Here is a 22,750-nt window from a genome sequence, read left to right on the forward strand (position 1 = left end):
CCCGCTGCCGCGCGCCCGGTCAGCCCAATATCCGGGGCTTTACGGATCGAGGTCGTGCCCGGCCCGCTCCTCGAAGATGCGCATGGCCTTCGCGGTCACCGGGCCGGGCGCGCCCGGCAGTTCGCGCGCATCGACGCGATGGACGGCCTGGACGTCCCGCAGAGTCGAGGTGAGGAAGACCTCGTCAGCCCGTTCCAGGACGTCGAGCGGCAGGTCGGTCTCCTTGGCTCCGGTCCATTGCACGGTCAACGCGCGCGTGATGCCCGCGAGGCAGCCGGAGGCGAGCGGCGGTGTGTGGATCTCACCGTCGAGCACGACGAAGACGTTCGACCCGGTGCCCTCGCACAGCTGCCCGACCGTGTTGGCGAACAGCGCCTCGGAAGCGCCGTCCGCACGCGCGCGTGCGAGTGCGACGACGTTCTCGGCGTACGAGGTGGTCTTGAGCCCGGTGAGAGCGCCGCGCTCGTTGCGGGTCCACGGGACGGTGATCACGGCCGTGGAGTCGGGTCGCGGGGCGGACTCGCCGAGGGCGACCACCAGGGTCGGCCCGTGCTCTCCCCGGTCGGAGCCAAGAGGACCATGGCCACCGGTGTACGTGATGCGCAGCCGCCCGAGCGGCACGGGGTTCGCTTCGAGTACGGCGGCACAGGCGCGGCGGATCTCGTCGTGATCGGGGTCGGGCAGCCCCAGGCCCCGCGCCGACAGGGTCAGCCGGTCGAGATGCCGGGTGAGGGCGAAGGGGCGGCCGTCCACCGCTTTCAGCGTCTCGAAGATGCCGTCGCCCACGGTCAGCCCGTGATCGAAGACGGAGACGCGGGCGGTCGCGGTGTCCTGCAGCCCGCCGTCGAGCCAGATCTTCACGTAAGGGTCCCTCCAGTCACCTCGTACGTCCCCGACGCTACCGCGAGCAGCCGGGACGCCTTCAGCTCGGTCTCCCGCCACTCCCCCTCGGGGTCGGACCCCCAGGTGATGCCGGCGCCGGTGCCGAAGCGCAGCACTCCCTCGGCGCGGTCGATCCAGAAGGTGCGGATGCCGACGGCCAGCTCCCCGGTACCCCGGTCGGCGTCGACCCAGCCGACGCCTCCGCAGTACGGCCCCCTGGGCGCGGTCTCGAGGGCGTCGATGATCCGCAGGGCGCTGGACTTGGGCGCGCCGGTGACCGAGCCGGGCGGGAAGGCGGCGTCGAGCAGCTCGGCCCAGCCGGCGCCCTCGCGCAGCTCGCCCCGCACGGTCGACACGAGGTGGACGAGACCGGGGTGCTTCTCCACGGCGCACAGATCGGGAACGGTGACGCTGCCCGTGGCACACACCCGCCCGAGGTCATTGCGGACCAGGTCCACGATCATCACGTTCTCGGCGTAGTCCTTGGCCAGCAGATCGTCCTCGGTCCGCCCGGTCCCCTTGATCGGCCCCGACTCCACGATCCGGCCCTCCCGACGCAGGAACAGTTCGGGGGAGGCGGTGGCGATCTCGACCCCGTGTCCGGGCAGCCGGATCGTTCCTGCATAGGGCGCCGGGTTGCCGCGGGCCAGCAGCGCGGTCAGCGCGTCCACGTCGGCACCGGGTGCGAGGGGCGCGGTGAGCACACGGCAGAGGTTGGCCTGGTAGACCTCGCCGGTGGCGATGTGCGCACGTATCCGCCGTACACCCTCCATGTACGCAGCGCGATCCAGCGATGACGTCCAGTCACCACCCAGGGGCCCTCGCCACGCTCCCGGCCGCGGCTCGGGCACCGGCTCCTGGCGAACGTCGGCGAAGCGGGCGCAGGTCAGACCGCCCTCGAAGTCCGCGGCGACAGCCCAGAAGCCGGTGGAGTCCAGAGCCGCGGGATCGCTGGTGACATCGAGGAGACCGGTGGCGACGCGGTCGCCGAAACGGGCGAGAGGAGCGAGGTCGAGCACGCTGTCGAGTCTATGGCGGGTGTCCTGCGGGTGACCTGGCCATGTCCCTCAGGCCGCCCTGACCACGTACGTCGACATGCGCACCGCAGCACGCTGCGCAAACGCGTTTTTGTACTGGCCCCGGAATCCGCTAGAGTTCAACTCGTCGCCGGGCCGCGCGAGCGGAACGAAACGACAAGCGGACGTAGCTCAGTTGGTAGAGCGCAACCTTGCCAAGGTTGAGGTCGCGAGTTCGAGCCTCGTCGTCCGCTCGATGGAAACAGGGGATCTTCCCGAGCCCCTGCACTCCTGGTGGAGTGGCCGAGAGGCGAGGCAACGGCCTGCAAAGCCGTCTACACGGGTTCAAATCCCGTCTCCACCTCCAAGGACGATTAGCTCAGCGGGAGAGCGCTTCCCTGACACGGAAGAGGTCACTGGTTCAATCCCAGTATCGTCCACTGGATCTTCGGAAGATCATCGAAGGTCTGACCCGCGCGATTAGCTCAGCGGGAGAGCGCTTCCCTGACACGGAAGAGGTCACTGGTTCAATCCCAGTATCGCGCACGCAGTATTCACGATCTTGATCGTGGTTCCCGCGCGATTAGCTCAGCGGGAGAGCGCTTCCCTGACACGGAAGAGGTCACTGGTTCAATCCCAGTATCGCGCACACACCGAAGCCCCCGGCCCTGCGGCCGGGGGCTTCCTCGTTGCCCGGTCAGCTGGAGAACAGCATGTGGCCGAAGCCGCGGTTGCGGTGGTGACCGCCGTGCTGACCACCGTGGCCGCCGTAGTGACCGCCTCCGTGCTGCGGCGCGCCCCAGGCCGGAGCGCCGGGAGCGGCAGGGTACTGCGGAGCAGCCGGGGGCGGTGGAACGGCGGGGCCGCCGCCCCACTGGGACTCCATACGGGTCAGCGCCTCCAGCTCGCCGTAGTCGAGAAAGATCCCGCGGCAGCCGCTGCACTGCTCGATCTGGACACCGTTGCGGTTGTAGGTGTGCATCGGTGCGTGACACTTCGGACACTGCATCGTCGGCTCAACTCCTCGCCCGTTGGTCCTGCTTCGCGTTACGCCAGGACAGACTCCGTCCGGCCCTGGTCGGTTGCACCCTACTTCGCGAAACCGCCCGCCAACTGCGGCGGGGCAGAACCCATTCGCTCACAGGCGTCGACGACCGCCTGCTCCACGTCGTCCAGCGCACGGTCCGCCTCGGTCGCCTTGGCGATCGCCCGGGCCGCCGTCTGCACGGTGAGCGCGCGGGCGGCGACGTCCAGGGCCGGCCAGGGGTCGCCGTCGGGGGGGACCGCGGGGCCGCCTGCCGCTCGGTAGGCGCCGAGGAAACGGGACCAGTCGTCGGGCGACAGCAGGCCGCAGGCGTACCAGGCGGCGGGGCGGGCGAGGTCCCAGGCGGGTTCCCCTACGCCGAGATCGTCGACGTCGATGAGGTGCCAGGGGCCGTCGGGGGCGGGGTGGCGGACGAGTTGACCGAGGTGGAGGTCACCGTGGCAGAGGGTCGTCGTGTCGGACATGGGGGTCTCGGCGCGGGCCCAGGCGGGGAGGGTGCGCCAGGCGCGGAGGACGGGGACGGCGTGCCTTTGGCGGGTGGAGGCGAGGAGGCGGGCCACGGCGAGGGCTGCTTTGACGGGGCCGCGCATGGAGGGCAGGCCGGGTGGGGCGGGGGTGCGGTGGAGGCGGGCGAGGAGGGTGGCGGCGGCTTCCCAGGGGGCGGCGTCGGGGCTCTCCGGGTCCACGGGTTCGCCGTACGGCCAGAAGGTGACGAGTCTGCCGTGCAGGTCGACGGGGGTCCTGCCGAGTGGGGGCAGGAGGATGCCGGGGAGGTGGGCGGCTGTGGCGAGGCGGGGGGTCAGGTCGGCGGGGGCGGTGTCGGGGGCGTGGGCCTTCGCGACGGTGTCCGCGTGCCGGACGACTGTGGCGTCTGGGCGGTCGGCGAGGGTTGTCGCTCCGCAGGGGCACGCCGACCGCTCGCGGGAGTGGGCCTCGTTTCTGGCTCTGAGGGTGAGCTCGGTGAGCAGGGGGTGGGTGGTCACGGGGCTCCCTGGGCGGCGGGCTGGTCTGTTCGCGAGCGTACGCGGCCGCTGCGCTGGGCTTGAGCCGGGCGCCTGTGGGGGTGCCTCGATGGGGCCTTGGACGGGTGCGGGTGCGGGTGCGTTGTGGCTGGTCGCACAGTTCCCCGCGGGCAGCTGCGCTGGGCCTGGACCGGGCGCCTGTGGGGGTGCCTCGATGGGGCCTTGGACGGGTGCGGGTGCGGGTGCGTTGTGGCTGGTCGCACAGTTCCCCGCGGGCAGCTGCGCTGGAACTGGACCGGGCGGCTACGGGATTGCCACGCCGGTCCTTGCGCGTCTGCAGGCCGGTGGGGGCTGGTCGCGCAGTTCCCCGCGCCCCTGGGGAGTTGCAGTCACCCGCGCCACGACGGGCCGTTCGCCGCACCGCGCGACGACGGACCGGTCCCCACCTCAGCGCCACGATGGGCCCATCCCCACCTCACGCTCCAGGACGGACCGTTCGCCGCCCCGTGCGTCGGACGGATCGCGCCCCGCGCAACGACGGGCCGTGCGGCGTGAAGGGGAACGGGGTGAGGGTGTCCGCCCTCAGTGGTCGGTGTCCGCTGGAGGGACAGCCGCCGGACTGAGGACGGATACGCCCGCGGCCGCAGGCGGTACGCGAGCCCGTACAGGCATTCCGTTCAACCGCCGAGGGCAAAGCAATGCCGGCGCAGCTCCCCAGCTGCGCCGGCATTTTGCCGTCCGCCGCACCCCCGTCCCCACGGGGTTTCATGGGTTGATGTCCCCGCCCGGACCGCTCTTCCGGGCCTGGGGTCGCCGCTCAGCGCCCCAGCATCACTCCCACGGACGACGCCTGTGTGGTCACTGTCTCCCAGCCGTCGAAGACGACGAGGAGCAGGACCGCCAGAGGAAGGGCCATGAGCGTCGCCACCAGCGGGTGACGGCGGCCCGTACGGCGGGTTTTGGATGTGCGGGACAGTGTCCGCGGTGCCGTAAGAGCCATGGTCCCTCTCCTGACCGTTCTGTTGTGGTTGGCAGCGGCGGGTGTCTGACCTCGGGGGACGAGTGCTGCACCCGCCGCTTGACCTCAAATCTAGGCGTCAGGGGCTCTCCGCACGTCATGCCCTCGTACCGATTGCCGGGCCTCCCCGAGGATGAGCCATGACCAGCGGAGTACTCCCGTGGGTGGAGACGGGGACCTAGGTCTCCGGGTCTTCCCCGAGGGGTCGTCCGGTCTGTCCGGCTTTCTCCGAGCCGTCCTCACGCGGCACCGGCTGCTCCACCAGAGCGAGCACCCGGGTCGCCATGAACCGGGCCGTCCGCACCACCGATCCGTTCCGCGTGACTTCGCTCACTTCCACGACACCTCGCCGTACCGCCGTCTCCACCCGGCGGCCCGCCCTGCTCGCCACCACCTCGTATGTGCGCGTCGTGTCCCCTGCGTCCACGACTATCTCCACGCGATCACCCTTCACGGATTCAATCCCCCTTCTGCGACGGGTGGTTGGGATCACATCCGCGCCGAAGTCCGCCCGCCCTCCGGCTCCCTGACCACTCCTCAAGTCTCCCACCCGGCACTGACAATCCATCGGGACGAGAGGGCGCGGCCTCTGCGCGCGGCGGCCCGCGGAAACGTAAGCTGTGGCTCGTCACACGGACCGGGCAGCGGGGATGAACATGGCGATGATGCGCCTGAGGCGCGAGGACCCGCGCGTCGTCGGCTCGTTCAAACTTCACAGACGGCTCGGCGCGGGCGGAATGGGCGTCGTCTACCTGGGCTCCGACCGCAAGGGGCAGCGGGTCGCGCTGAAGGTCATCCGGCCCGATCTCGCGGAGGATCAGGAGTTCCGGTCGCGTTTCGCGCGCGAGGTCTCCGCCGCGCGACGGATCCGCGGCGGCTGCACCGCCCGGCTCGTGGCGGCGGACCTGGAAGCAGACCGTCCGTGGTTCGCCACCCAGTACGTCCCCGGCCCCTCCCTCCACGACAAGGTCGCCGACGAGGGTTCCCTGGGCGCGGCCGAGGTCGCCGCCATCGGAGCCGCCCTCTCGGAGGGGCTCGTCGCCGTGCACGAGGCGGGGGTGGTGCACCGCGACCTCAAGCCGTCGAACATCCTTCTGTCGCCCAAGGGCCCGCGGATCATCGACTTCGGTATCGCCTGGGCGACCGGAGCCTCCACCCTCACCCATGTCGGCACCGCCGTCGGCTCCCCCGGCTTCCTCGCGCCCGAGCAGGTGCGCGGCGCCGCGGTGACGCCGGCCACCGACGTGTTCTCCCTGGGCGCGACCCTGGCGTACGCCTCGATGGGTGACTCGCCCTTCGGACACGGCAGTTCCGAGGTGATGCTGTACCGCGTGGTCCACGAGGAGGCGCAGCTGCACGGCGTGCCCGACGCGGTGGCCCCCCTCATCCGCGCCTGTCTGGCGAAGGACCCCGAGGAGCGGCCGAGCACGCTCCAACTGTCGCTGCGGCTCAAGGAGATCGCGGCCCGCGAGGCACAGGGCCTGCCGGATCTACGGCCGCCCGCCCCGCGCGCCGGCGAGGCGGACCGGCCCACCGGGCGCATCGCCGACACCTACCCCGAGCGGGCCGCCCAACGACGCCCCCAGGGTCCGCCGAGCAATCCCAGCTCTCAGGGAACCCCTCCGGCCCGCGGTTCCGGGCAGGTCCGGGGCCAGGCTCCCGCGCGCGGCGGGACTCCGTCACGCGGCGGCAGCACCCCGCGTGGCAACGGCGTGCCCTCCTCCCGCCCCGGCCCCCGGTCCACCCCGGCCTCCTCGCGGAACACGACCCGGTCCGGCAGCGGAAACCGCCCCGGTCAGCGCAGCGGTACCGGTCGACCCTCCCCCAGGAACACCAAGACGGGACTGCGGCCCGCCAACCCCCGTCTCCTGCGTCAACGACTGTTCGTGTTCGTCGTGGTGACGCTGCTCGTGGCCCTGGGCATCGCCGCGGCCCAGGGCTGCCAGGGGCCGCCGCGCGGACTCGGCGGCGACAGCGGTGTCGTACGGGAACAGCGGCAGGGACAGGTGCACGCGCCGCCGCCCCAGGAACCGCCGCAGTTGGTCGGCGGCGGGACGGACTGAGTGCTTCGCCGGGATCGCCGTCAGGGGTAAGCGCCCTGGGCGGATCTGGCCCGACCCGCGGCTCAGCCCTGTGGGCGCCCCGTGGCCACCGCGTAGAAGGCGACCGCGGCCGCCGCGCCCACGTTGAGGGAATCGACGCCGTGGGCCATCGGGATGCGGACCCATTCGTCGGCGGCGACCAGGGCCTGGGTGGTCAGGCCGTCGCCCTCGGCGCCGAGCATCAGCGCGACCCGGTCCATCTTGTGCGGGGCGGCCTCGTCGAGGGTCTTGGCCTTGGCGTCGGGGGTGAGGGCGAGGAGGGTGAAGCCGGCCTCGCGGACCGAGTCCAGGCCCTTGGGCCAGGACTCGAGGCGGGCGTAGGGGACGGAGAAGACCGCGCCCATCGAGACCTTGACGCTGCGGCGGTACAGGGGGTCGGCGCAGTCGGGCGACAGCAGCACCGCGTCCATGCCCAGCGCCGCCGCCGAGCGGAAGATCGCGCCGATGTTGGTGTGGTCGTTGACCGACTCCATCACCACCACGCGGCGGGCGGTCTGGAGCAACTCGGCCGCCGTGGGCAGGGGTTTGCGCTGCATGGAGGCGAGCGCGCCGCGGTGCACGTGGTAGCCGGTGACCTGTTCGGCGAGCTCCGGGCTGACGGCGTAGACCGGGGCCGGGAGTTCGTCGATGACGTCACGCATGACGTCGACCCACTTCGCGGAGAGCAGCATGGAGCGCATCTCGTAGCCCGCGTCCTTCGCCCGGCGGATGACCTTCTCGCCCTCGGCGATGAACAGGCCCTCGGCCGGCTCGCGTTTGCGCCGCAGTTCGACGTCGGTCAGGCCCGTGTAGTCGTGCAGGCGCGGGTCGTCGGGGTCCTCGACGGTGATGAGATCGGCCACAGGGTGATACTGCCTTGTCCGGGGAGCGGTGCCAACGGCTGGGAACAGGTTGTGTTACCCCGGGTTACTCCGAGGGCTCCGCCGTCCGCGGTCCTACGGTGACGACCTCGCCGACGACGATGACGGCCGGAGGCTTCACCTCCTCGGCGACGACCACCTCACCGACCGTTGCCAGAGTGGCGTCGACCCGGCGCTGGGCGGCCGTCGTGCCCTCCTGGACCAGGGCGACCGGGGTGTCGGGCGACTTGCCGTGGGCCACCAGGGTCTCGGCGATCCGGCCGATCTTGTCGACGCCCATGAGGATCACGAGGGTGCCGGTGAGCTTGGCGAGCGAGGGCCAGTCGACCAGGGAACGCTCGTCGTCAGGGGCGACATGGCCGCTGACCACCGTGAATTCGTGAGCCACGCCCCGGTGGGTGACCGGGATGCCGGCCGCGCCCGGGACCGAGATCGAGCTGGAGATGCCGGGGACGACGGTGCAGGGGATGCCGGCCTCGGCGAGGGCGTGCAGCTCCTCCATGCCCCGGCCGAAGACATAGGGGTCCCCGCCCTTCAGCCGTACGACCGACCTGCCCTGCTTGGCGTGCTCGATCAGGGCGTTGTTGATGGCCTCCTGGGCCATGAAACGGCCGTACGGGATCTTCGCCGCGTCGATGACCTCGACGTGCGGCGGGAGCTCGGCGAGGAGGTCGCGGGGGCCGAGGCGGTCGGCGATGACGACGTCGGCCTCGGCGAGGAGGCGGCGGCCGCGGACCGTGATCAGGTCGGGGTCGCCGGGACCGCCGCCGACGAGAGCGACGCCGGGGGTGCGGGTGCGGTGGTGGGGGGCGACGAGGGTGCCGTCGCGGAGGCCCTCGACGACCGCGTCCCGGATGGCCGCCGTGTGCCGGGGGTCCCGGCCCTTCGCGTTCGTCGTGAGCACGGCGACCGTGACGCCCTCGCTGTGGCCCGTCGCCGGGGTCCAGGCGGTGGCGGCGTCGGCGTCGTCGGAACGGACGCACCAGACGCGGTGGCGCTCCGCTTCGGCCGAGGCACGGGTGTTCGCCTCCGTGTCGCCGGTGGCGATCAGGGCGTACCAGGCGTCCTCCAGGTCGCCTTCCTGGTAAGGCCGCCGGGCCCAGGTGATCTCGCCCGTGTCCGCCATCGCCTCCACGGAGGGGGTCGCCGAGGGGGACACCAGGACGATGTCCGCGCCCGCTGCGATCAGGGCCGGGAGACGGCGCTGGGCCACCTGGCCGCCGCCGAGGACGACGACCTTGCGGCCGGTGAGGCGGAGGCCTACGGGGTAGGCGGGGTTTTCGGCCATGAGGGTGCGGCTCCTCTTTACGGCAGTGCGGTGGCCCTGACGTGCGGATTTTACGGGGTGGACGGGGTGGGCGGCTCAGGTGTCCGTTGGCTGGGCGTCGTTGCCGGGCACGGATCCACGTGCGAGGGGGACCCGGGGAGCACGTCCCGGATCCCCCTCGCAGCGCCTACTTCTCGGTCACCCCTGCGGAATCGAAGGTCGCCACCTCATGCATCGCCCGCGCCGTGCTCTGGACCAGCGGGAGGGCCAGCAGGGCGCCCGTGCCCTCGCCGAGGCGGAGGTCCAGGTCGACCAGGGGGCGCAGGCCGAGCTTGTTCAGGGCGGCCACGTGGCCGGGTTCCGCGCTGCGATGGCCCGCGATGCAGGCCGCGAGGACCTCCGGGGCGATCGCGCGCGCCACCAGGGCGGCGGCGCCCGCACTGACGCCGTCCAGGATGACCGGCGTGCGGAGCGATGCGCCGCCCAGCAGCAGGCCCACCATCGCCGCGTGTTCGAAGCCGCCGATCGCCGCCAGGACGCCGATCGGGTCCGCGGGGTCCGGCTGGTGGAGGTCGATCGCGCGGCGCACGACCTCGGTCTTGCGGGCCAGGGTCTCGTCGTTGATGCCCGTGCCGCGGCCGGTCACGTCGGCGGGATCGGTTCCCGTGAAGACCGAGATCAGGGCGGCGGACGCGGTGGTGTTCGCGATGCCCATCTCGCCCGTGAGCAGCGCCTTGTTGCCGGCGGCCACCAGGTCACGCGCGGTCTCGATGCCGACTTCGATGGCCTGCTTGGCCTCCTCGCGGGTCATCGCGGGACCGGTGGTCATGTCGGATGTACCGGCACGGACCTTGCGGGGCAACAGGCCGGGAGTGGCCGGGAGTTCGGACGCCACGCCGACGTCCACCACACACACCTCGGCGCCCACCTGAGCGGCGAAGGCGTTGCAGACCGCGCCGCCGCCGAGGAAGTTGGCGACCATCTGGGCCGTCACCTCCTGCGGCCAGGGGGTGACGCCCTGGGCGTGCACGCCGTGGTCACCGGCGAAGATCGCGACAGCCGCGGGCTCCGGGATGGGCGGCGGGCACTGCCGCGAAAGCCCGGCCAGCTGGGCGGAGATGATCTCCAGCATGCCGAGCGCGCCGGCCGGCTTGGTCATCCGCTTCTGCCGCTCCCAGGCCTCGCCGAGTGCCTTGGCGTCCAGCGGGCGGATCTGGGCGACGGTCTCGCCGAGCAGGTCGTGCGGCTCCTCGCCGGGCAGGGCACGGCGGCCGTACGTCTCCTCGTGCACGACCCACGACAGCGGGCGGCGCTTGGACCAGCCGGCCTGCATCAGCTCGGGCTCGTCCGGGAACTCGTCGACGTACCCGACGCACAGGTAGGCGATGACCTCCAGGTGCTCGGGGAGCCCGAGCACGCGGACCATCTCGCGCTCGTCGAAGAAGCTGACCCAGCCGACGCCGAGCCCCTCGGCGCGGGCCGCGAGCCACAGGTTCTCCACGGCGAGCGCCGCGGAGTACGGGGCCATCTGCGGCTGGGTGTGCCGGCCGAGGGTGTGGCGGCCGCCGCGGGTCGGGTCCGCGGTGACGACGATGTTCACCGGGGTCTCGAGGATGGCCTCGATCTTCAGTTCCTTGAACTGCTTGGCCCGGCCCTTGGGCAGCGACTTGGCATACGCCTCGCGCTGGCGCTGGGCCAGGTCCTGCATCGCGGCGCGCGTCTCGGCGGAGCGGATGACGACGAAGTCCCAGGGCTGCGAGTGGCCGACGGAGGGCGCGGTGTGGGCGGCCTCCAGGACACGGAGCAGCACCTCGTGCGGGATCGGGTCGCTGCGGAAGCCGTTGCGGATGTCGCGGCGCTCACGCATGACCTTGAGGACGGCCTCGCGCTCGGCGTCGTCGTAGGCGGGCGCGGCGGGGCCCGTGGACTGTCGTACTTCTTCCACGGCGGCCGTGCTCACTTCTTCCTGGGCTTGCTGGGCTTGCTGGGTTTGCTGGACTTGCTGGACTTCTTGGTCTTCCTGATCGGCCGCCCGGGTGTCCAGGTCGTCCGCCTGCTGTGCGAGTACGGGGTCTCCGCCCGCCTCACGCGGGGCCGGGACCACGGGGTGCTGTGCGTCGTCCGTGGGGAGCGACAGCGGGTGCGGCGGGGTCGGCGCGAGGTGCGGGGTGGTCGGCACCGAGCCGTCCACCGGCACGAACTCGCCCAAGGGCTCGCCCGGTCGGGGCTCCAAGGGGACCCCGGCGGGCAGCACGACGGGGGCCTCTGCGGCGCTGGGGTACGCGAACTGGGGCTGCGCACCGTCGAGTTCCGCCGCGAGCGGCTGAGCCGCCGACGTCTGCGGGCCCTGCGGCGCCTGGTCCGGGGCGGCCGGGAACGCCTCCTGCGCGACCGGGTCCGACGGCTGGACCTCGTCCGCCGGAGCCGCCGGGGCCATCGTCTGTACGTCGATGTGGGCCACGTCCGCCACGAGGGGCTCCGGCGCTTCCTGGGCGGTGGCGTCGGCCGGCCCTCCGACGGGGCCCTGTGGGGCGGACTGGGCGAGGTCCGGGGCCGGCGGGACGAGGTGGGGATCCTGCGGGGTCTCGGCGGGCAGAGCAGCGGGGGTGGGCTCCTGGATCCGCTCCGGCGCCGGTACTGCCTCCTCGACGGCGACTGGCTCGGGAGCCTCGGCCGCGGGTGCGGAGAGGACTTCGGCGGGTGCGGTGACGGCATCCGCCGGCTGCGGGGCCTGCTCGGCCTCCACGGGTGCCTCGGGCGTTACGGCTTCGGCGGTCTCCGGGGTTGCCGCGGAGGCGGCTTCATCGACGAGGGGTGCGACTTCCTCCAGGGCGGCTTCGGCTTCCGGAGCCACGGCAGCTTCGTGCGAGGCGTCCGTTTCCTGAGACGCGTCCGTTTCCTGAGACGTGCCGGTTTCGGCGTCCTCGGCAGTCACCGTTTCCGAAGCGACCGCTTCCTGGACGGCAACGGCCTCCGGCGCGGCGGCGGTTGCCGCGTCCTGTCCGTCCGTGCCGGACTCGGCCCCGGCGACCGGCGTGGTGGCGTCGGCGGCAACCGCCGCGGCGGAAGTCTCCACGGCAGGCACGGCCTCGGGCGCAGGCGTCGGCTCGGCCTCAGCGGTGTCGACCGGGTCCGGCACGGCGACCGCGTCCTCCGGAGCACCGACGACGGGGCCACTGTCCGGCGCCTGCTCGGCGGCGGCACCGGAATCCGGGACCGCCTCGGCCACCGGCCCGTCAGCCAGGAGCTGGTCCGCGGGCACCTCCGCACCGGCAGCCGGAGCGAACTCAACACCGTCAGGCAGGGAGCCGTCTCCCGGCATCTGCCCCCCGCCCAGGTCGGCGTGTACGACGGATGCGGGCTCGTCTCCCCCGGGCTGAACTCCGTCAGCCTCGGGACCGTCGGCCAGGATCTGACCCGTCTCGGTGACGGGAGTCTGCGCCGGCTCCGGCACGTACCCGGCCTCCGGGCCCGGTACGGCATCCGGCGCCGGGGCCTCGGGAGCTTCGTGCCCCGCGGATTCCGACTCGGAAGCGAGGGGGGTCACCGCGGTCTGGGCGGCGCCCACCGGCTCCTGGGCCGGAACAACCGTTTCAGCAGCCGGGGCCACCGTGCTCACCGGCGTCTGGACGGCGGCCTGGGCAGGGGCGTCCCACGGGACCGCGCCCTGCGGCTGCGGCGCGTCGAAGTACTCGGGGCCGGGCGTGGCCGCGGCCGGCTGCCGTACCGGTGCGCCCGCGGGGCCGCGGTCGGCGAGGGAGCGGACCGGGCTCGCGGAGGCGTCGGGGATCGGCGGACCGAGGTGCAGCGGCCGACGGGGCGTGATGGGCGGGATCGGCATCGAGGGAGCCTGCGGCCGGGGCGTGCGGACGGCGCTCAGATCATGCGCTCCGCTGTCGCGCCCGGACATCTCGTGCGGGCCCGGCTCGTGGACGGTCTCGACGACGGGCTCCGGGGCGGGCGGGGCAACCTCGTTGCCCCACGGGCTCTGGGCGCCCGGCAGCAGCAACAGGTCTTCGTCCTCGGCGGTGGTCTCGGAGAGGTAGGTGTACGCACCAGGGACGCCCGGCTGTTCCACCATGCCTGCGTTCTCCGGCAGCCCCTCGCCCGGGACCTGGCCGGTGTCGGTCATGCGTACCCCTCGCCCATCGGTTAGTGCTTCTACGACCAGCTCGCCGGGGACGGCGCACCGACCGCCCCCGCAGTGAAGAACGAGCGTGCGTGCCCAGCGGCACGAACGGCCCGCCGAGAAAGACGACAAAGCCATTAACTGGCATTGTCCCGGCCGTTTCCCCGTCGCGACAGGTTGATCCGCGACAGCCCGCTGTGGACTGCGCCACGTTGCGCGTCCTCCGGTTCTGCCGTACCACACCCACCCCAAAACGGGCGCGCTTTCCGGACATTGACGAACGAATGCCGGGCAGCCAGGAGCGGTACAACAGTCGGCCAGCCTACCGCGCGCAGTACGACAACAGGATCACGGGGACGGCGGAACAGCGACCGGCGGCGTCAGACCGTACGGTCCGGGAGAACCCCACTGAGCAGGAAGGCGACACTGCGTTCCGTCTCCGTCCAGGCCCGGGTGTCGAGTTCGACGGACTGGAGGAGGGCACACTCGACGCGGTAGCCGTGTTCGGTGAGGTCCCGGCCGACGAGTTCGGCCTCGTCGCGGGTGGCCGCGTGGGCGACGATGCGCTGCGGACGCCGGTCGGCGACGGCGGAGACCACGGCCACTCCCCCGCCGCCGACGCGGACGACGTCCGGTTCGGGCAGGTTCTCCAGGACGTGCGGGGCGGTGCCGGGGACGATCTGGACCTGGAGTCCGAAGGCGCGCGCGTTGGCCTCGGTGCGCTCGCAGGCCCTGAGATCGCGGTCGACGGCGATGACGGCCGCCCCGGCCCGGGCCGACTCGATGGCGAAGGCGCCGCTGCCGCAGCCGATGTCCCACACGAGGTCGCCGACGCGCGGTCCCAGCCGGGCGAGTTGGGCCGCGCGGAGCGGTTCCAGTTCGCCTTCGCCCATGAGGCCGCCGTAGGCCTCGGCGGGCAGGGTCCAGCCGCGCGGCGCGGCGGCCGGGTCGCGGCCGGCGATCCATCCGCCGCCTTCCGTCACGGCGGCCGTGCCGCCGATGACGATGACGAGGTTCGGGTCGCGCCAGGTGTGGTCGGCGGCCTTGTCGGAGGTGACGACGGTGACCTGTTCGCGGTCGGTGCCCAGTTCCTCGCAGATGACGAAGGTGCGGTGGACGCCCTCCATCAGCAGGCCGAGTTCGGCGGGGCCGGCGCCGGGCGAGGTGAGGACGGCGACCTTGGTGTGGGCTCGGCACACGTTCACCGCGCGTCGCAGGGTGCGCCGGTGGGCGACGACCACCTGGGCGTCGTCCCAGGGCATACCGGCGCGCGCGAAGGCGGCGGCGACCGAGGAGACGCCGGGGACGACCTCGACCTCCAGGCCGAACTCGGGTGCGCGCAAGGTGCGTACGACTCCGAAGAATCCGGGATCGCCGTCGGCGAGCACGACCGCGGTGCCGCGGTGGCCGGTGATGCGGCGGGCGGCGAGGGCGACGCTGCCGAGGCGGATGCGTTCGGCGGCGGGTGGCACCTCGGGGAGTGCCAGATGGTGGGCGGCGCCCGCGACCAGCGTGGCGGCGTTGAGGGCGGAGCGTGCCGCGGCGGTCAGCGGCGAGCCGTCCCAGCCGATCACCGTGACGCGGTCGGCCATCGTCTCTCAGTCTCCAGGGGGGTGTGCGCAGGCGTCGTCGGTGGGCGGCCCGCGGGCGGCTCCGTGAGGGTACCCGCTGCGCCCCGGAAGCGCTTTCGCCGACCTGGATTCGAATCCGGTCAGTTCCAGTCGGAGTACGTCGTGAAGCCGTCCGTGTCGGCCAGCTGGTCGCCCGCTCCGTCGAGGTCCTCGGGCAGCAGGCTCCACACGATGAAGTCGGTGCGGACGTCGCTCCAGGTGCCGTCCTCGGCGCGGACGTGCGCTATGCAGGCGTTTCTCAGGACGCCCTCGCTGATACAGCCGATCTTCTGGGCGACCTGCTGGGAGGCGGTGTTGTCGGCCGCCGTGCGTAGCTCGATCCGCTCGAACTTCTGGTCGGTGAACAGCCACTGGGCGGTGGCGAGCGCGGCCTCGGAGGCGTAGCCCTCGCCGCGGGCCCAGGGAGCGATGATGTACGACAACTCCGTGGAGCGCACGTGCCAGTTGGTCTTGGCGAGCTGGACGATGCCGACCAGGCGCTGGGTGAGGAACTCCGTGACGGCGAAGTTGATCCCGCGGCCGGTCTCCCGTTCGGTCGGCGCGTACTGCGTGATCCAGTCGCGCGCCTGTTCCTCGCTGTAGGGCTGGGGCACGTCGGTCCAGGCCCCGACCTGCTCGTCGTTCATCATCTCGGCCAGCGCGGGCACGTCGTCCTCGTCGAGAGGGCGCAGCACCAACCGCTCCGTGCTGATGGAGATGTTGGGGAAGGTGCCAGTCATGCGCCACTCCGTAACCGTCGGAAAACCTGCAGGGCTGCTGAACTGCCCAGCATGCAGCATGAACGCAGCGAACCGCATCACGGGGCCCACACCTGGTGACGGAGTGGACCCCGTGCGTGGCGATACGTCGTATACGCGCCGGTAGCCCTGCGCCGATCAGAAGGACGCGATGACGGAACCGGCGTACTTGTCCTGGATGAACTTCTTGACCTCGGCGGAGGTGAGCAGCTTGGCGAGCTTCTTCACGCGCGGGTCGTCCTCGTTGCCCTCCTTGACCGCGAGGAAGTTGCCGTAGGGGCTGTTCTTCGCGGACTCCAGGACGAGGGCGTCCTTGGCCGGCTTGAGGTCGGCGGAGATGGCGTAGTTGCCGTTGACGACCGCCGCGTCCACGTCGTCGAGGGAGCGCACGGTCTGGGCCGCCTCGACCTCCTTGAACTTGAGGTTCTTCGGGTTCTTGGCGATGTCCTGCGGAGTCGCTTCGCTGCCGGCGCCGTCCTTGAGCGTGATCAGCCCGTTGGCGGCGAGCAGCTTGAGGGAGCGGGCCTCGTTGACGGCGTCGTTCGGGACGGCGACGGTCGCGCCGCTCTTCAGGGCGTCGGCGCTCTTCACCTTGTGGGAGTAGAGGCCGAGCGGTTCCAGATGCACCGTGACGACGGGCACGATGTGCGTGCCGCGCTTCTTGTTGAAGTCGTCGAGGTAGGGCTGGTTCTGGAAGTAGTTGGCGTCCACCGAGCCGTCCTCGGTCGCCGTGTTCGGCACGATGTAGTCCTGGAACTCCTTGACCTCCAGGTCGAGGCCCGCCTTCTTCGCCAGGTTCTCCTTGACGTAGTTCAGGATCTCGGCGTGCGGGGTGGGGCTCGCGGCGACGACCAGCGGTCCGCTGGTGTCGGAGGCGGAGTCCGAACCGGACGACCCGCAGGCGCCGAGCCCGAAGGTGAGGGCTCCGGCGGCGAGGACGGCAGTGGTGAGCTTTGCGGTGTTACGCACGAAAAGTGCCTTTCCTTTTGGGTGCAGCGAACCCCGCGTACGGGTGCACGGGGAAAATCGGGGGTGTCTCAGACGGTCTTGGTGTCCGCCGTGGATGCCTTCAGCAGCCGCAGTTTCGGTGCCGGGCCGGAGCGTCCGCCCCGGCGGTGCAGCGAACGGGCCGCGTAGTCGCCGGCGAACTGGATGACCGAGATGACGACGGCGAGGATCGCGACGGTGATCCACATGAGCTGGGTCTCGAAGCGCTGGTAGCCGTAGCGGATGGCGATGTCGCCGAGGCCGCCGGCGCCGACCGTGCCGGCCATCGCGGAGTAGCCGATGAGGGCGACGATCGTGGTCGTGGTGCTGGCGATCAGCGAGGGCAGGGACTCGGGGACGAGAACCTTGCGGACGATCGTCCAGGTGTTGCCGCCCATCGACTGCACGGCCTCCACGAGCCCGCCGTCCACTTCGCGGACAGCCGTCTCGACGAGGCGCGCGAAGAAGGGGATGGCGCCGATGGCGAGCGGCACGATGGCGGCCTCGCGGCCGATGGTCGTCCCGGTGATCGAGCGGGTGAAGCCCATCAGAGCGACCATCAGGATGATGAACGGCATCGAGCGGGCGATGTTCACGACCTGCCCGATGACCTTGTTCGCGACGACGTTCTGGAGGAGTCCGCCGCGGTCGGTGAGGACCAGGAGGACACCGAGCGGAAGGCCGCCCACGACGGCGATGAGCGTGGACCAGCCGACCATGTAGAGGGTGTCCCAACACGCCTGCTCCAGCAGGGGCCGCATCTCGGACCAGGTCACTTGGCACCTTCCTTCACCAGCTGGGGCGCACCGACGATGTCGATCTGAAGACCCTGTTCGCGCAGGAAACCGACCGGCACGACGTTGTCCTCGTAGCGGCCGGGCAGTTCGATCCGCATCCGGCCGATCTGGAGGCCGCCGACGGTGTCGATGGCGGCGCCGAGGATCGATATGTCGATGTTGTAGGTGCGGGAGAGCTGGGAGATGACCGGCTGGGTGGCGGCCTCGCCATGGAAGGTGACGTCGATGACGGTCCGGTCCTCGCCGGTGGCCTCGCCCCCGACGGGGAAGAGCGCGGCGGCCAGCTCGGAGCCGGGGGTCGCGAGCAACTCGCCGACCGTGCCGGACTCGACGATGCGACCGTTCTCCATCAGGGCGGCCGAGTCGCAGACCGACTTCACGACGTCCATCTCGTGGGTGATGAGCAGGACGGTGAGGCCCAGCTGCCGGTTCAGGTCGCGCAGCAGCTGGAGGATCGAGCGGGTGGTCTCCGGGTCGAGGGCGCTGGTGGCCTCGTCGGACAGGAGCACCTTGGGGTCGCCGGCCAGGGCACGGGCGATGCCGACGCGCTGCTTCTGGCCGCCGGAGAGCTGGGCCGGGTAGGCGCCCGCCCTGTCGGCGAGTCCGACGAGGTCCAGCAGCTCAAGTGCCTTGCGGGAGCGCTCCTTTCCCGACTTGCCGAGGATCTCGAGCGGCAGCTCGACGTTGTCCTGGACCGTCCGTGTGGACAGCAGGTTGAAGTGCTGGAAGACCATGCCGATACGGCTGCGCGCCTGCCGCAGCTCCTTGCCGGCGCGGGGCCCGCGGCCCGCGAGGGCGGTGAGGTCCTGTCCGGCGACGGTCACCGTGCCGGCGGTGGGGCGCTCCAGCAGGTTGACGCAGCGGATGAGCGAGGACTTGCCGGCGCCGGACTGGCCGATGACGCCGTACACCTCGCCTTCGCGGACGTGGAGATCGACGCCGTCGAGGGCGGTGATCTCTCGCCCGCGTGAGCGGTAGACCTTGGTGAGGCCTGTTGTCGTGATCACTGGGGTTTCCGTCACTGTCGAGTACGCGGGCGTGGGTGTGCCCTGGTACGGGAGAAGTCGTGCGCGGGCACATGGGTCACGTACGGCGTTCACGGCGTACGGACGTGCCGGGGCGGCTCGCTTCGGGGCGCGAGGCTCAGGGGGTGGTGCGGGGGCCCTCTAACAGGCGCACATTCGACACATACAACGAGCACCGGGCGTCATGGTCGCCTCGGTCGCAAGGGTGCGGCAGCTCGTCGTGGTCATGCGATCAGTAAAGCAGACGTATGGGAGCGACCAAGAACCCGTTGTCCGAATGACGGACAACGGTGGACACGTTTCAGGACCGGACGGAGATCTCCACGTTCCCGCCGGTGACCAGTGCCGACAATGCCGACAGGTTCTCGACCACCAAGTCGGCGTCGAGCTCGTGGGCCTGATGAGTTGTGGTCAAGGCCACGGTGGTCATTCCGGCGGCCCGGCCGGCGCGCAGTCCCGCGGGGGCGTCCTCGAAGACGACACAACGGGCCGGGTCGACGCCGAGTTCGCGAGCGGCGAGCAGGTAGGGCTCGGGGTCCGGCTTGCCGCGGGTGACGTCGTCGGCGGCGACCAGCGTCTTGGGGAGGATGCCGACCGCTTCGAGTCGGGCCTCGGCGAGCCGGCGGGTGGCGGAGGTGACGACGGCCCAGCGGTCGGCGGGCAGGGCGTCGAGGAAGGCCCTGGTGCCGGGGAGCAGATGGACACCGCCGTTGGGTACGTCCTCCACCTCCAGCTGTTCGATCCGCGCGAGAGCCTGCGGCACGACGTCGGCGGGGAGCAGGTCGGCGGCTATCTCCACGGCCGGTCGCCCGTGCAGTTCGACGCGGGCGAACTCCTCGGCGGTGATGCCGAACTCCTCGGCCCAGCGCGTCCAGCAGCGTTGGACGGATTCGAGAGAGGAGACGAGGGTTCCGTCGTTGTCGAACAGGAGGGCTTCGGCAGGGATCTTCATGCTGTCGACCCTACGGTGCCGTGCGGGGGTGGCCGCATCAGGCCTTTTGGACCGTAATAGGCTCGCCGCATGTTTGATGCCCTGACGCTGGTGACCGGCGTCGCCGCGCTGCTGCTGGCCGCCTGGTGCGGCTGGGCCGCGTACCGTGATCAGCCGACCAAGGACTGGCACTTCATCGGGATGGCCGTGGTGTCGGTGCTGGCGCTGGTCCAGCTGGTGATCGGGATCGTGCAGCTCGCGCGGGGCGAGAAGCCGGAGCAGGGGACGACGATCTTCGTCGCCTATCTGCTGGGGGCGTTCGCGTGTGTGCCGGCTGCGGGGCTCATGTCGCTCACGGAGCGGACGCGGTGGGGATCGGTGACGGTTGCCGCCGGCGGTGTGGTGCTGGCCGTTCTGGAGGTGCGGCTCTATGACATCTGGGGAGGCTGAAGTGAGCGCGAGCCGGCGGCGGCTGACCAGCGGCCCGGGGACGCTGCTGGTGTGGCTGTACGGCGTGATGGTGGTCGGGGCGGTGTCGCGGTCGGCCGTGCAGATCTCCACCGAGTTCGACCGGGCGCCGCTGGCCTATTCGCTGTCTGCCGTTGCGGGTGTCGTGTACGGCTTCATCACGTACTCGCTGGTGCGGGGTGGTGAGACGGCCCGTAAGGCGGCGCTGGTGTGCTGTGTGGTTGAGCTGCTGGGCGTGTTGACGGTGGGGACGTGGACGTTGGTCGAACCGTCCGCGTTTCCGGATGCGACCGTGTGGTCGGACTTCGGGATCGGGTACCTCTTTATCCCCGTGTTGCTTCCGTTGTCGGCGATCTATTGGCTGCGGAAGGGTGCGCCGGACGGGGATGCCGCCTGAGGTTGTGTGGCGGCATCCGGTCCGTTGTAGCTGGTCGCGCCCACGCGGCGAAGCCGCAGATCAACACAGCCCCGCGCCCCTGAAAAATCAGGCCGTGGCCGCGTATGTGCCCGCCGGCTTCTCCAGGACGATCATCGGTACTCCGTCCGCGCCCTCCGACGTGCCCACCGTCTGGTAGCCGACCTTGCGGTAGAGGCGGAGGTTGCCCTCGCTGCGGTGGCCTGTGAAGAGGCGGAAGCTGGTGGCGCCGCGCTCCTCCGCCAGGGCGGCTTCGGCCGCCCGGAGAAGGCGGGCGCCGATGCCGTGGCCCTGGAGGCGGGGGTGGACGCAGAGTTTGCCGATGGCGGCCGAACCGTCCTCGGTGACGCGGCCGCGGACCGAGCCGACCACCTCGTCGCCCAGGCGGGCCACGAAGACGCAGTCCGAGGCCACCTCCGCGCGGACCGAGTCCAGGCTCTGGACGAGCGGATCGATGCGGTAGTTGCCGTACAGCGCCGCCTCACTCTGGAAGCACAGGTACTGCAGCCTGAAGATCTGCTCCGCGTCCTGCTCGGCCGCCGCAGAGATGGTCACGCTCATGCCCATGTGCGCACGCCTCCCGCTCACCTGATCGCCTGTTGTCCCCCACTCCTATCCCCGCCCCCGGCGTGTCGCAACCTCCGGTGTGAGCAATCTGCGAAGACATCCCAGGCATCTGGAACGTTCCGGACCGAGACTGCCCTGTGAGATACCCAACTCCCCCGCGATCTCGCGATAGGTCAGGTCCCGCGGGGAGAGGAGGGCCGCCATGAGCGAGGGGCAGCGGCCGGGCAGTCGGCGCACCGCGTCGTGCAGGGCCCGATGGCGGGCCGCCGCGAGGGTCAGCTGTTCGGGGGTGCGGTCGTCGTCGGCCGCGGGTTCGGTGTCGTACGGCCGTTCCAGGCGGGTCGTACGACGGCTGCGGCGGGACTCGGAACGGACGGCGCGGCGGAGCCAGCCGGGCGGGTCGAGGGGCGGGCCCTGGGTCTCGAGATGCTCCAGGAGGCGGAGCCACACCGCCTGCTCCAGGTCGGCCGGTTCGGTACCGGTGGCATGTGCCTCCGCGGAGGCCTCGGCGGTCAGCAGCGGGCGCAGGGTGGCGACCAAGTCGTGCGTCATATGCGGTACGACACGGCCGCCCGGGCTCTGGGTTGCCCGGGCGGCGGCAAGTCACCCCGAACGGGGCACGGCGGCTCAGCCGTTGACGAAGTCCGCGCGGGCGAGGACGCCCGTGTCTGCGTTGTCGGTGAAGACGCCGTCGATGCCGGTGGCGAAGTACCTCTTGAAGGCGCCGAAGGCGTCTCCGTAGGCGTCCGCGTCCGTGCCCCTGCGGTACTCCGCCGGCAGGAAGGGGTTCTCGTTGCGCATGGTGTAGGGGTGCAGGACCAGCCCGACCTTGTGGGCGTCGGCGACGAGGGTCGTCTCCTTGTCGAGACTGCCGTCCGCCTTCTTCGTGATGACCAGGTCGAGGGTCGGGCCGATGCCCTGGGCGTAGCCCGCGATCTCCCTGAGGCCCTTGGGCGTGATCAGGTCGGCGACGGTCCGCGGGTCGCCCTTCTCGACGAAGTCCCAGGGCCGGGTGTTCGCCGCGGACAGGAGCACCACGAGGGGGTTGTCGACCAGCTTGTTCAGACGCTGGATGCTGGTCGGCTCGAAGGACTGGAGGATGATCGGGGAGTTGCGCCTGTCCTTGCCGTGCTTGCGCAGGAGCTTCGCGACCCGCTCCTCCAGGCCCAGGCCGAGCCCCCGGAAGTAGGTGGGGTGCTTGGTCTCGGGGTAGATCCAGACCTGCTTGCCGCGCTTGCGGGTCTGCTCGTCCTGCCACTTCAGGACTTCCTCGAAGGTGGGGATGTCCCAGCGGCCGTTGTAGAGCGTGTTGTGCGGGCGGTTGGCCGGGATGCGCTCGATCGCGCGGAGCGTCTTGAGCTCGGCGAGCGTGAAGTCCTCGGTGAACCAGCCGGTCGTGGTGACGCCGTCGAGGATCTTGGTGGTCCTGCGGCCGGCGAACTCGGGGTGGTCGGCGACGTTCGTGGTGCCGCCGATCTCCGGCTCGTGGCGGCAGACCAGGTGACCGTCCCTGGTGGGGACGAGGTCGCCCGCCTCGACGATGTCGGCGCCCAGGTCGAGGGCGAGCTGGTAGGAGCCGAAGGTGTGCTCGGGGCGGTAGCCGCTGGCGCCCCGGTGGCCGATGACCGTCGGCACGGGCAGGCTCTTCAACCCGCCACCGTGCCCGGCGGACCCGGCGTCGGCGGCTCTCGCCGTACCGGACAGCCCCAGGACCGCTCCCCCGGCGCCGAACATCGCGGCCCCGAGAAGTGCCCGCCGTCCGGTGCCGTCCGTGTGCTCGTCCTGCGATCCCATGTGGACCCCTCCTGCCGTCGCCTCTTCGATGCGGGCCGATCGTAGGTGCGCGTCCATGACGGACGGGAGACCTCCGGCGGAACACGCGGGTGACGTGGGATGTCGCATGGGAACAGA

The 22,750-nt window shown here is 71.3% G+C and carries 21 protein-coding genes and 5 tRNA genes; 8 read left to right on the forward strand and 18 right to left on the reverse strand.

The features are described from left to right. Nucleotides 1-39: 39 nt before the first annotated feature. Nucleotides 40-861, reverse strand: coding sequence for an aminotransferase class IV (locus tag QF027_RS09655; protein WP_307073952.1), 822 nt, complete (start codon nucleotides 859-861; stop codon nucleotides 40-42). Continuing rightward, nucleotides 858-1,901 (reverse strand): chorismate-binding protein, encoded by a 1,044-nt coding sequence (locus QF027_RS09660; protein WP_307073954.1) that lies wholly within the window; start codon nucleotides 1,899-1,901, stop codon nucleotides 858-860. The genes QF027_RS09655 and QF027_RS09660 overlap by 4 nt, the downstream gene beginning before the upstream one ends. A gap of 178 nt (nucleotides 1,902-2,079) precedes the next feature. On the opposite strand from QF027_RS09660, the gene QF027_RS09665 reads away from it, so the two are divergent. From QF027_RS09665 to QF027_RS09685, 5 genes are all read left to right on the forward strand, one after another. Beyond that, nucleotides 2,080-2,152, forward strand: a tRNA-Gly gene (locus QF027_RS09665). A gap of 39 nt (nucleotides 2,153-2,191) precedes the next feature. After that, a tRNA-Cys gene (locus QF027_RS09670) sits at nucleotides 2,192-2,265 on the forward strand. Nucleotide 2,266: 1 nt separating this feature from the next. Next, nucleotides 2,267-2,338: transfer RNA gene (locus tag QF027_RS09675), tRNA-Val, on the forward strand. A 34-nt stretch (nucleotides 2,339-2,372) separates the two neighbouring features. After that, nucleotides 2,373-2,444: transfer RNA gene (locus tag QF027_RS09680), tRNA-Val, on the forward strand. Nucleotides 2,445-2,475: 31 nt separating this feature from the next. After that, nucleotides 2,476-2,547: transfer RNA gene (locus QF027_RS09685), tRNA-Val, on the forward strand. A 48-nt stretch (nucleotides 2,548-2,595) separates the two neighbouring features. On the opposite strand, the gene QF027_RS09690 is transcribed toward QF027_RS09685, so the two are convergent. From QF027_RS09690 to QF027_RS09705, 4 genes are all read right to left on the reverse strand, one after another. Next, nucleotides 2,596-2,907, reverse strand: coding sequence for a TFIIB-type zinc ribbon-containing protein (locus tag QF027_RS09690; protein ID WP_306984152.1), 312 nt, complete (start codon nucleotides 2,905-2,907; stop codon nucleotides 2,596-2,598). 80 nt (nucleotides 2,908-2,987) lie between these two features. Beyond that, nucleotides 2,988-3,926: an aminoglycoside phosphotransferase family protein gene (locus tag QF027_RS09695; RefSeq protein ID WP_307073957.1), complete on the reverse strand. Its 939-nt coding sequence runs from the start codon at nucleotides 3,924-3,926 to the stop codon at nucleotides 2,988-2,990. Nucleotides 3,927-4,722: 796 nt separating this feature from the next. Further along, nucleotides 4,723-4,905 (reverse strand): hypothetical protein, encoded by a 183-nt coding sequence (locus QF027_RS09700; protein WP_069761409.1) that lies wholly within the window; start codon nucleotides 4,903-4,905, stop codon nucleotides 4,723-4,725. 196 nt (nucleotides 4,906-5,101) lie between these two features. Then, nucleotides 5,102-5,377, reverse strand: a complete 276-nt coding sequence (locus tag QF027_RS09705; RefSeq protein ID WP_307073959.1) for a hypothetical protein — start codon at nucleotides 5,375-5,377, stop codon at nucleotides 5,102-5,104. Between the two features lie 196 nt (nucleotides 5,378-5,573). Between QF027_RS09705 and QF027_RS09710 the strand changes: the two genes are divergently transcribed. Next, the gene (locus tag QF027_RS09710) at nucleotides 5,574-6,986 is read left to right on the forward strand and encodes a serine/threonine-protein kinase (RefSeq protein ID WP_306986758.1); all 1,413 of its coding nucleotides are present in this window, start codon (nucleotides 5,574-5,576) and stop codon (nucleotides 6,984-6,986) included. A gap of 62 nt (nucleotides 6,987-7,048) precedes the next feature. Here the strand turns inward: QF027_RS09710 and QF027_RS09715 are convergent, their stop codons facing one another. The 9 genes from QF027_RS09715 to QF027_RS09755 form a co-directional block, all read right to left on the reverse strand. Next, nucleotides 7,049-7,867, reverse strand: coding sequence for a TrmH family RNA methyltransferase (locus tag QF027_RS09715; protein ID WP_307073962.1), 819 nt, complete (start codon nucleotides 7,865-7,867; stop codon nucleotides 7,049-7,051). Nucleotides 7,868-7,931: 64 nt separating this feature from the next. After that, the gene (gene cobA, locus QF027_RS09720; protein WP_307073964.1) at nucleotides 7,932-9,173 is read right to left on the reverse strand and encodes a uroporphyrinogen-III C-methyltransferase; all 1,242 of its coding nucleotides are present in this window, start codon (nucleotides 9,171-9,173) and stop codon (nucleotides 7,932-7,934) included. 166 nt (nucleotides 9,174-9,339) lie between these two features. Next, on the reverse strand, nucleotides 9,340-13,284 hold the full coding sequence (gene cobT, locus QF027_RS09725; protein ID WP_307073966.1) for a nicotinate-nucleotide--dimethylbenzimidazole phosphoribosyltransferase: 3,945 nt from the start codon (nucleotides 13,282-13,284) through the stop codon (nucleotides 9,340-9,342). 377 nt (nucleotides 13,285-13,661) lie between these two features. Continuing rightward, nucleotides 13,662-14,873, reverse strand: coding sequence for a precorrin-6y C5,15-methyltransferase (decarboxylating) subunit CbiE (cbiE, locus tag QF027_RS09730; RefSeq protein ID WP_306984139.1), 1,212 nt, complete (start codon nucleotides 14,871-14,873; stop codon nucleotides 13,662-13,664). Nucleotides 14,874-14,992: 119 nt separating this feature from the next. Continuing rightward, entirely contained in the window at nucleotides 14,993-15,631 is a 639-nt protein-coding gene (locus tag QF027_RS09735; protein WP_306984137.1) for a GNAT family N-acetyltransferase, read from the reverse strand. 156 nt (nucleotides 15,632-15,787) lie between these two features. After that, the gene (locus tag QF027_RS09740) at nucleotides 15,788-16,618 is read right to left on the reverse strand and encodes a MetQ/NlpA family ABC transporter substrate-binding protein (RefSeq protein ID WP_306984135.1); all 831 of its coding nucleotides are present in this window, start codon (nucleotides 16,616-16,618) and stop codon (nucleotides 15,788-15,790) included. Nucleotides 16,619-16,686: 68 nt separating this feature from the next. Next, entirely contained in the window at nucleotides 16,687-17,412 is a 726-nt protein-coding gene (locus QF027_RS09745) for a methionine ABC transporter permease (protein WP_306984133.1), read from the reverse strand. Continuing rightward, the gene (locus QF027_RS09750) at nucleotides 17,409-18,440 is read right to left on the reverse strand and encodes a methionine ABC transporter ATP-binding protein (protein WP_306984130.1); all 1,032 of its coding nucleotides are present in this window, start codon (nucleotides 18,438-18,440) and stop codon (nucleotides 17,409-17,411) included. The genes QF027_RS09745 and QF027_RS09750 overlap by 4 nt, the downstream gene beginning before the upstream one ends. A 319-nt stretch (nucleotides 18,441-18,759) precedes the next feature. Further along, on the reverse strand, nucleotides 18,760-19,410 hold the full coding sequence (locus QF027_RS09755; RefSeq protein WP_307073967.1) for an HAD family hydrolase: 651 nt from the start codon (nucleotides 19,408-19,410) through the stop codon (nucleotides 18,760-18,762). 69 nt (nucleotides 19,411-19,479) lie between these two features. On the opposite strand from QF027_RS09755, the gene QF027_RS09760 reads away from it, so the two are divergent. Continuing rightward, entirely contained in the window at nucleotides 19,480-19,839 is a 360-nt protein-coding gene (locus QF027_RS09760) for a hypothetical protein (RefSeq protein WP_306984128.1), read from the forward strand. Beyond that, the gene (locus QF027_RS09765; protein WP_306984127.1) at nucleotides 19,820-20,254 is read left to right on the forward strand and encodes a hypothetical protein; all 435 of its coding nucleotides are present in this window, start codon (nucleotides 19,820-19,822) and stop codon (nucleotides 20,252-20,254) included. Before QF027_RS09760 ends, QF027_RS09765 begins: the two co-directional genes overlap by 20 nt. 87 nt (nucleotides 20,255-20,341) lie before the next feature. Here the strand turns inward: QF027_RS09765 and QF027_RS09770 are convergent, their stop codons facing one another. From QF027_RS09770 to QF027_RS09780, 3 genes are all read right to left on the reverse strand, one after another. Then, nucleotides 20,342-20,839, reverse strand: coding sequence for a GNAT family N-acetyltransferase (locus tag QF027_RS09770; RefSeq protein WP_306984122.1), 498 nt, complete (start codon nucleotides 20,837-20,839; stop codon nucleotides 20,342-20,344). A gap of 45 nt (nucleotides 20,840-20,884) precedes the next feature. Continuing rightward, nucleotides 20,885-21,391 (reverse strand): sigma-70 family RNA polymerase sigma factor, encoded by a 507-nt coding sequence (locus QF027_RS09775; RefSeq protein ID WP_307073969.1) that lies wholly within the window; start codon nucleotides 21,389-21,391, stop codon nucleotides 20,885-20,887. A 75-nt stretch (nucleotides 21,392-21,466) separates the two neighbouring features. After that, nucleotides 21,467-22,633 carry a glycerophosphodiester phosphodiesterase gene (locus QF027_RS09780; protein WP_307073971.1) on the reverse strand — a complete coding sequence of 389 codons (1,167 nt, stop codon included), beginning with the start codon at nucleotides 22,631-22,633 and terminating at the stop codon, nucleotides 21,467-21,469. Between the last annotated feature and the right edge of the window lie 117 nt (nucleotides 22,634-22,750).

The organism is Streptomyces canus (genome assembly GCF_030816965.1).
Taxonomy (GTDB): Bacteria; Actinomycetota; Actinomycetes; order Streptomycetales; family Streptomycetaceae; genus Streptomyces; species Streptomyces canus_E.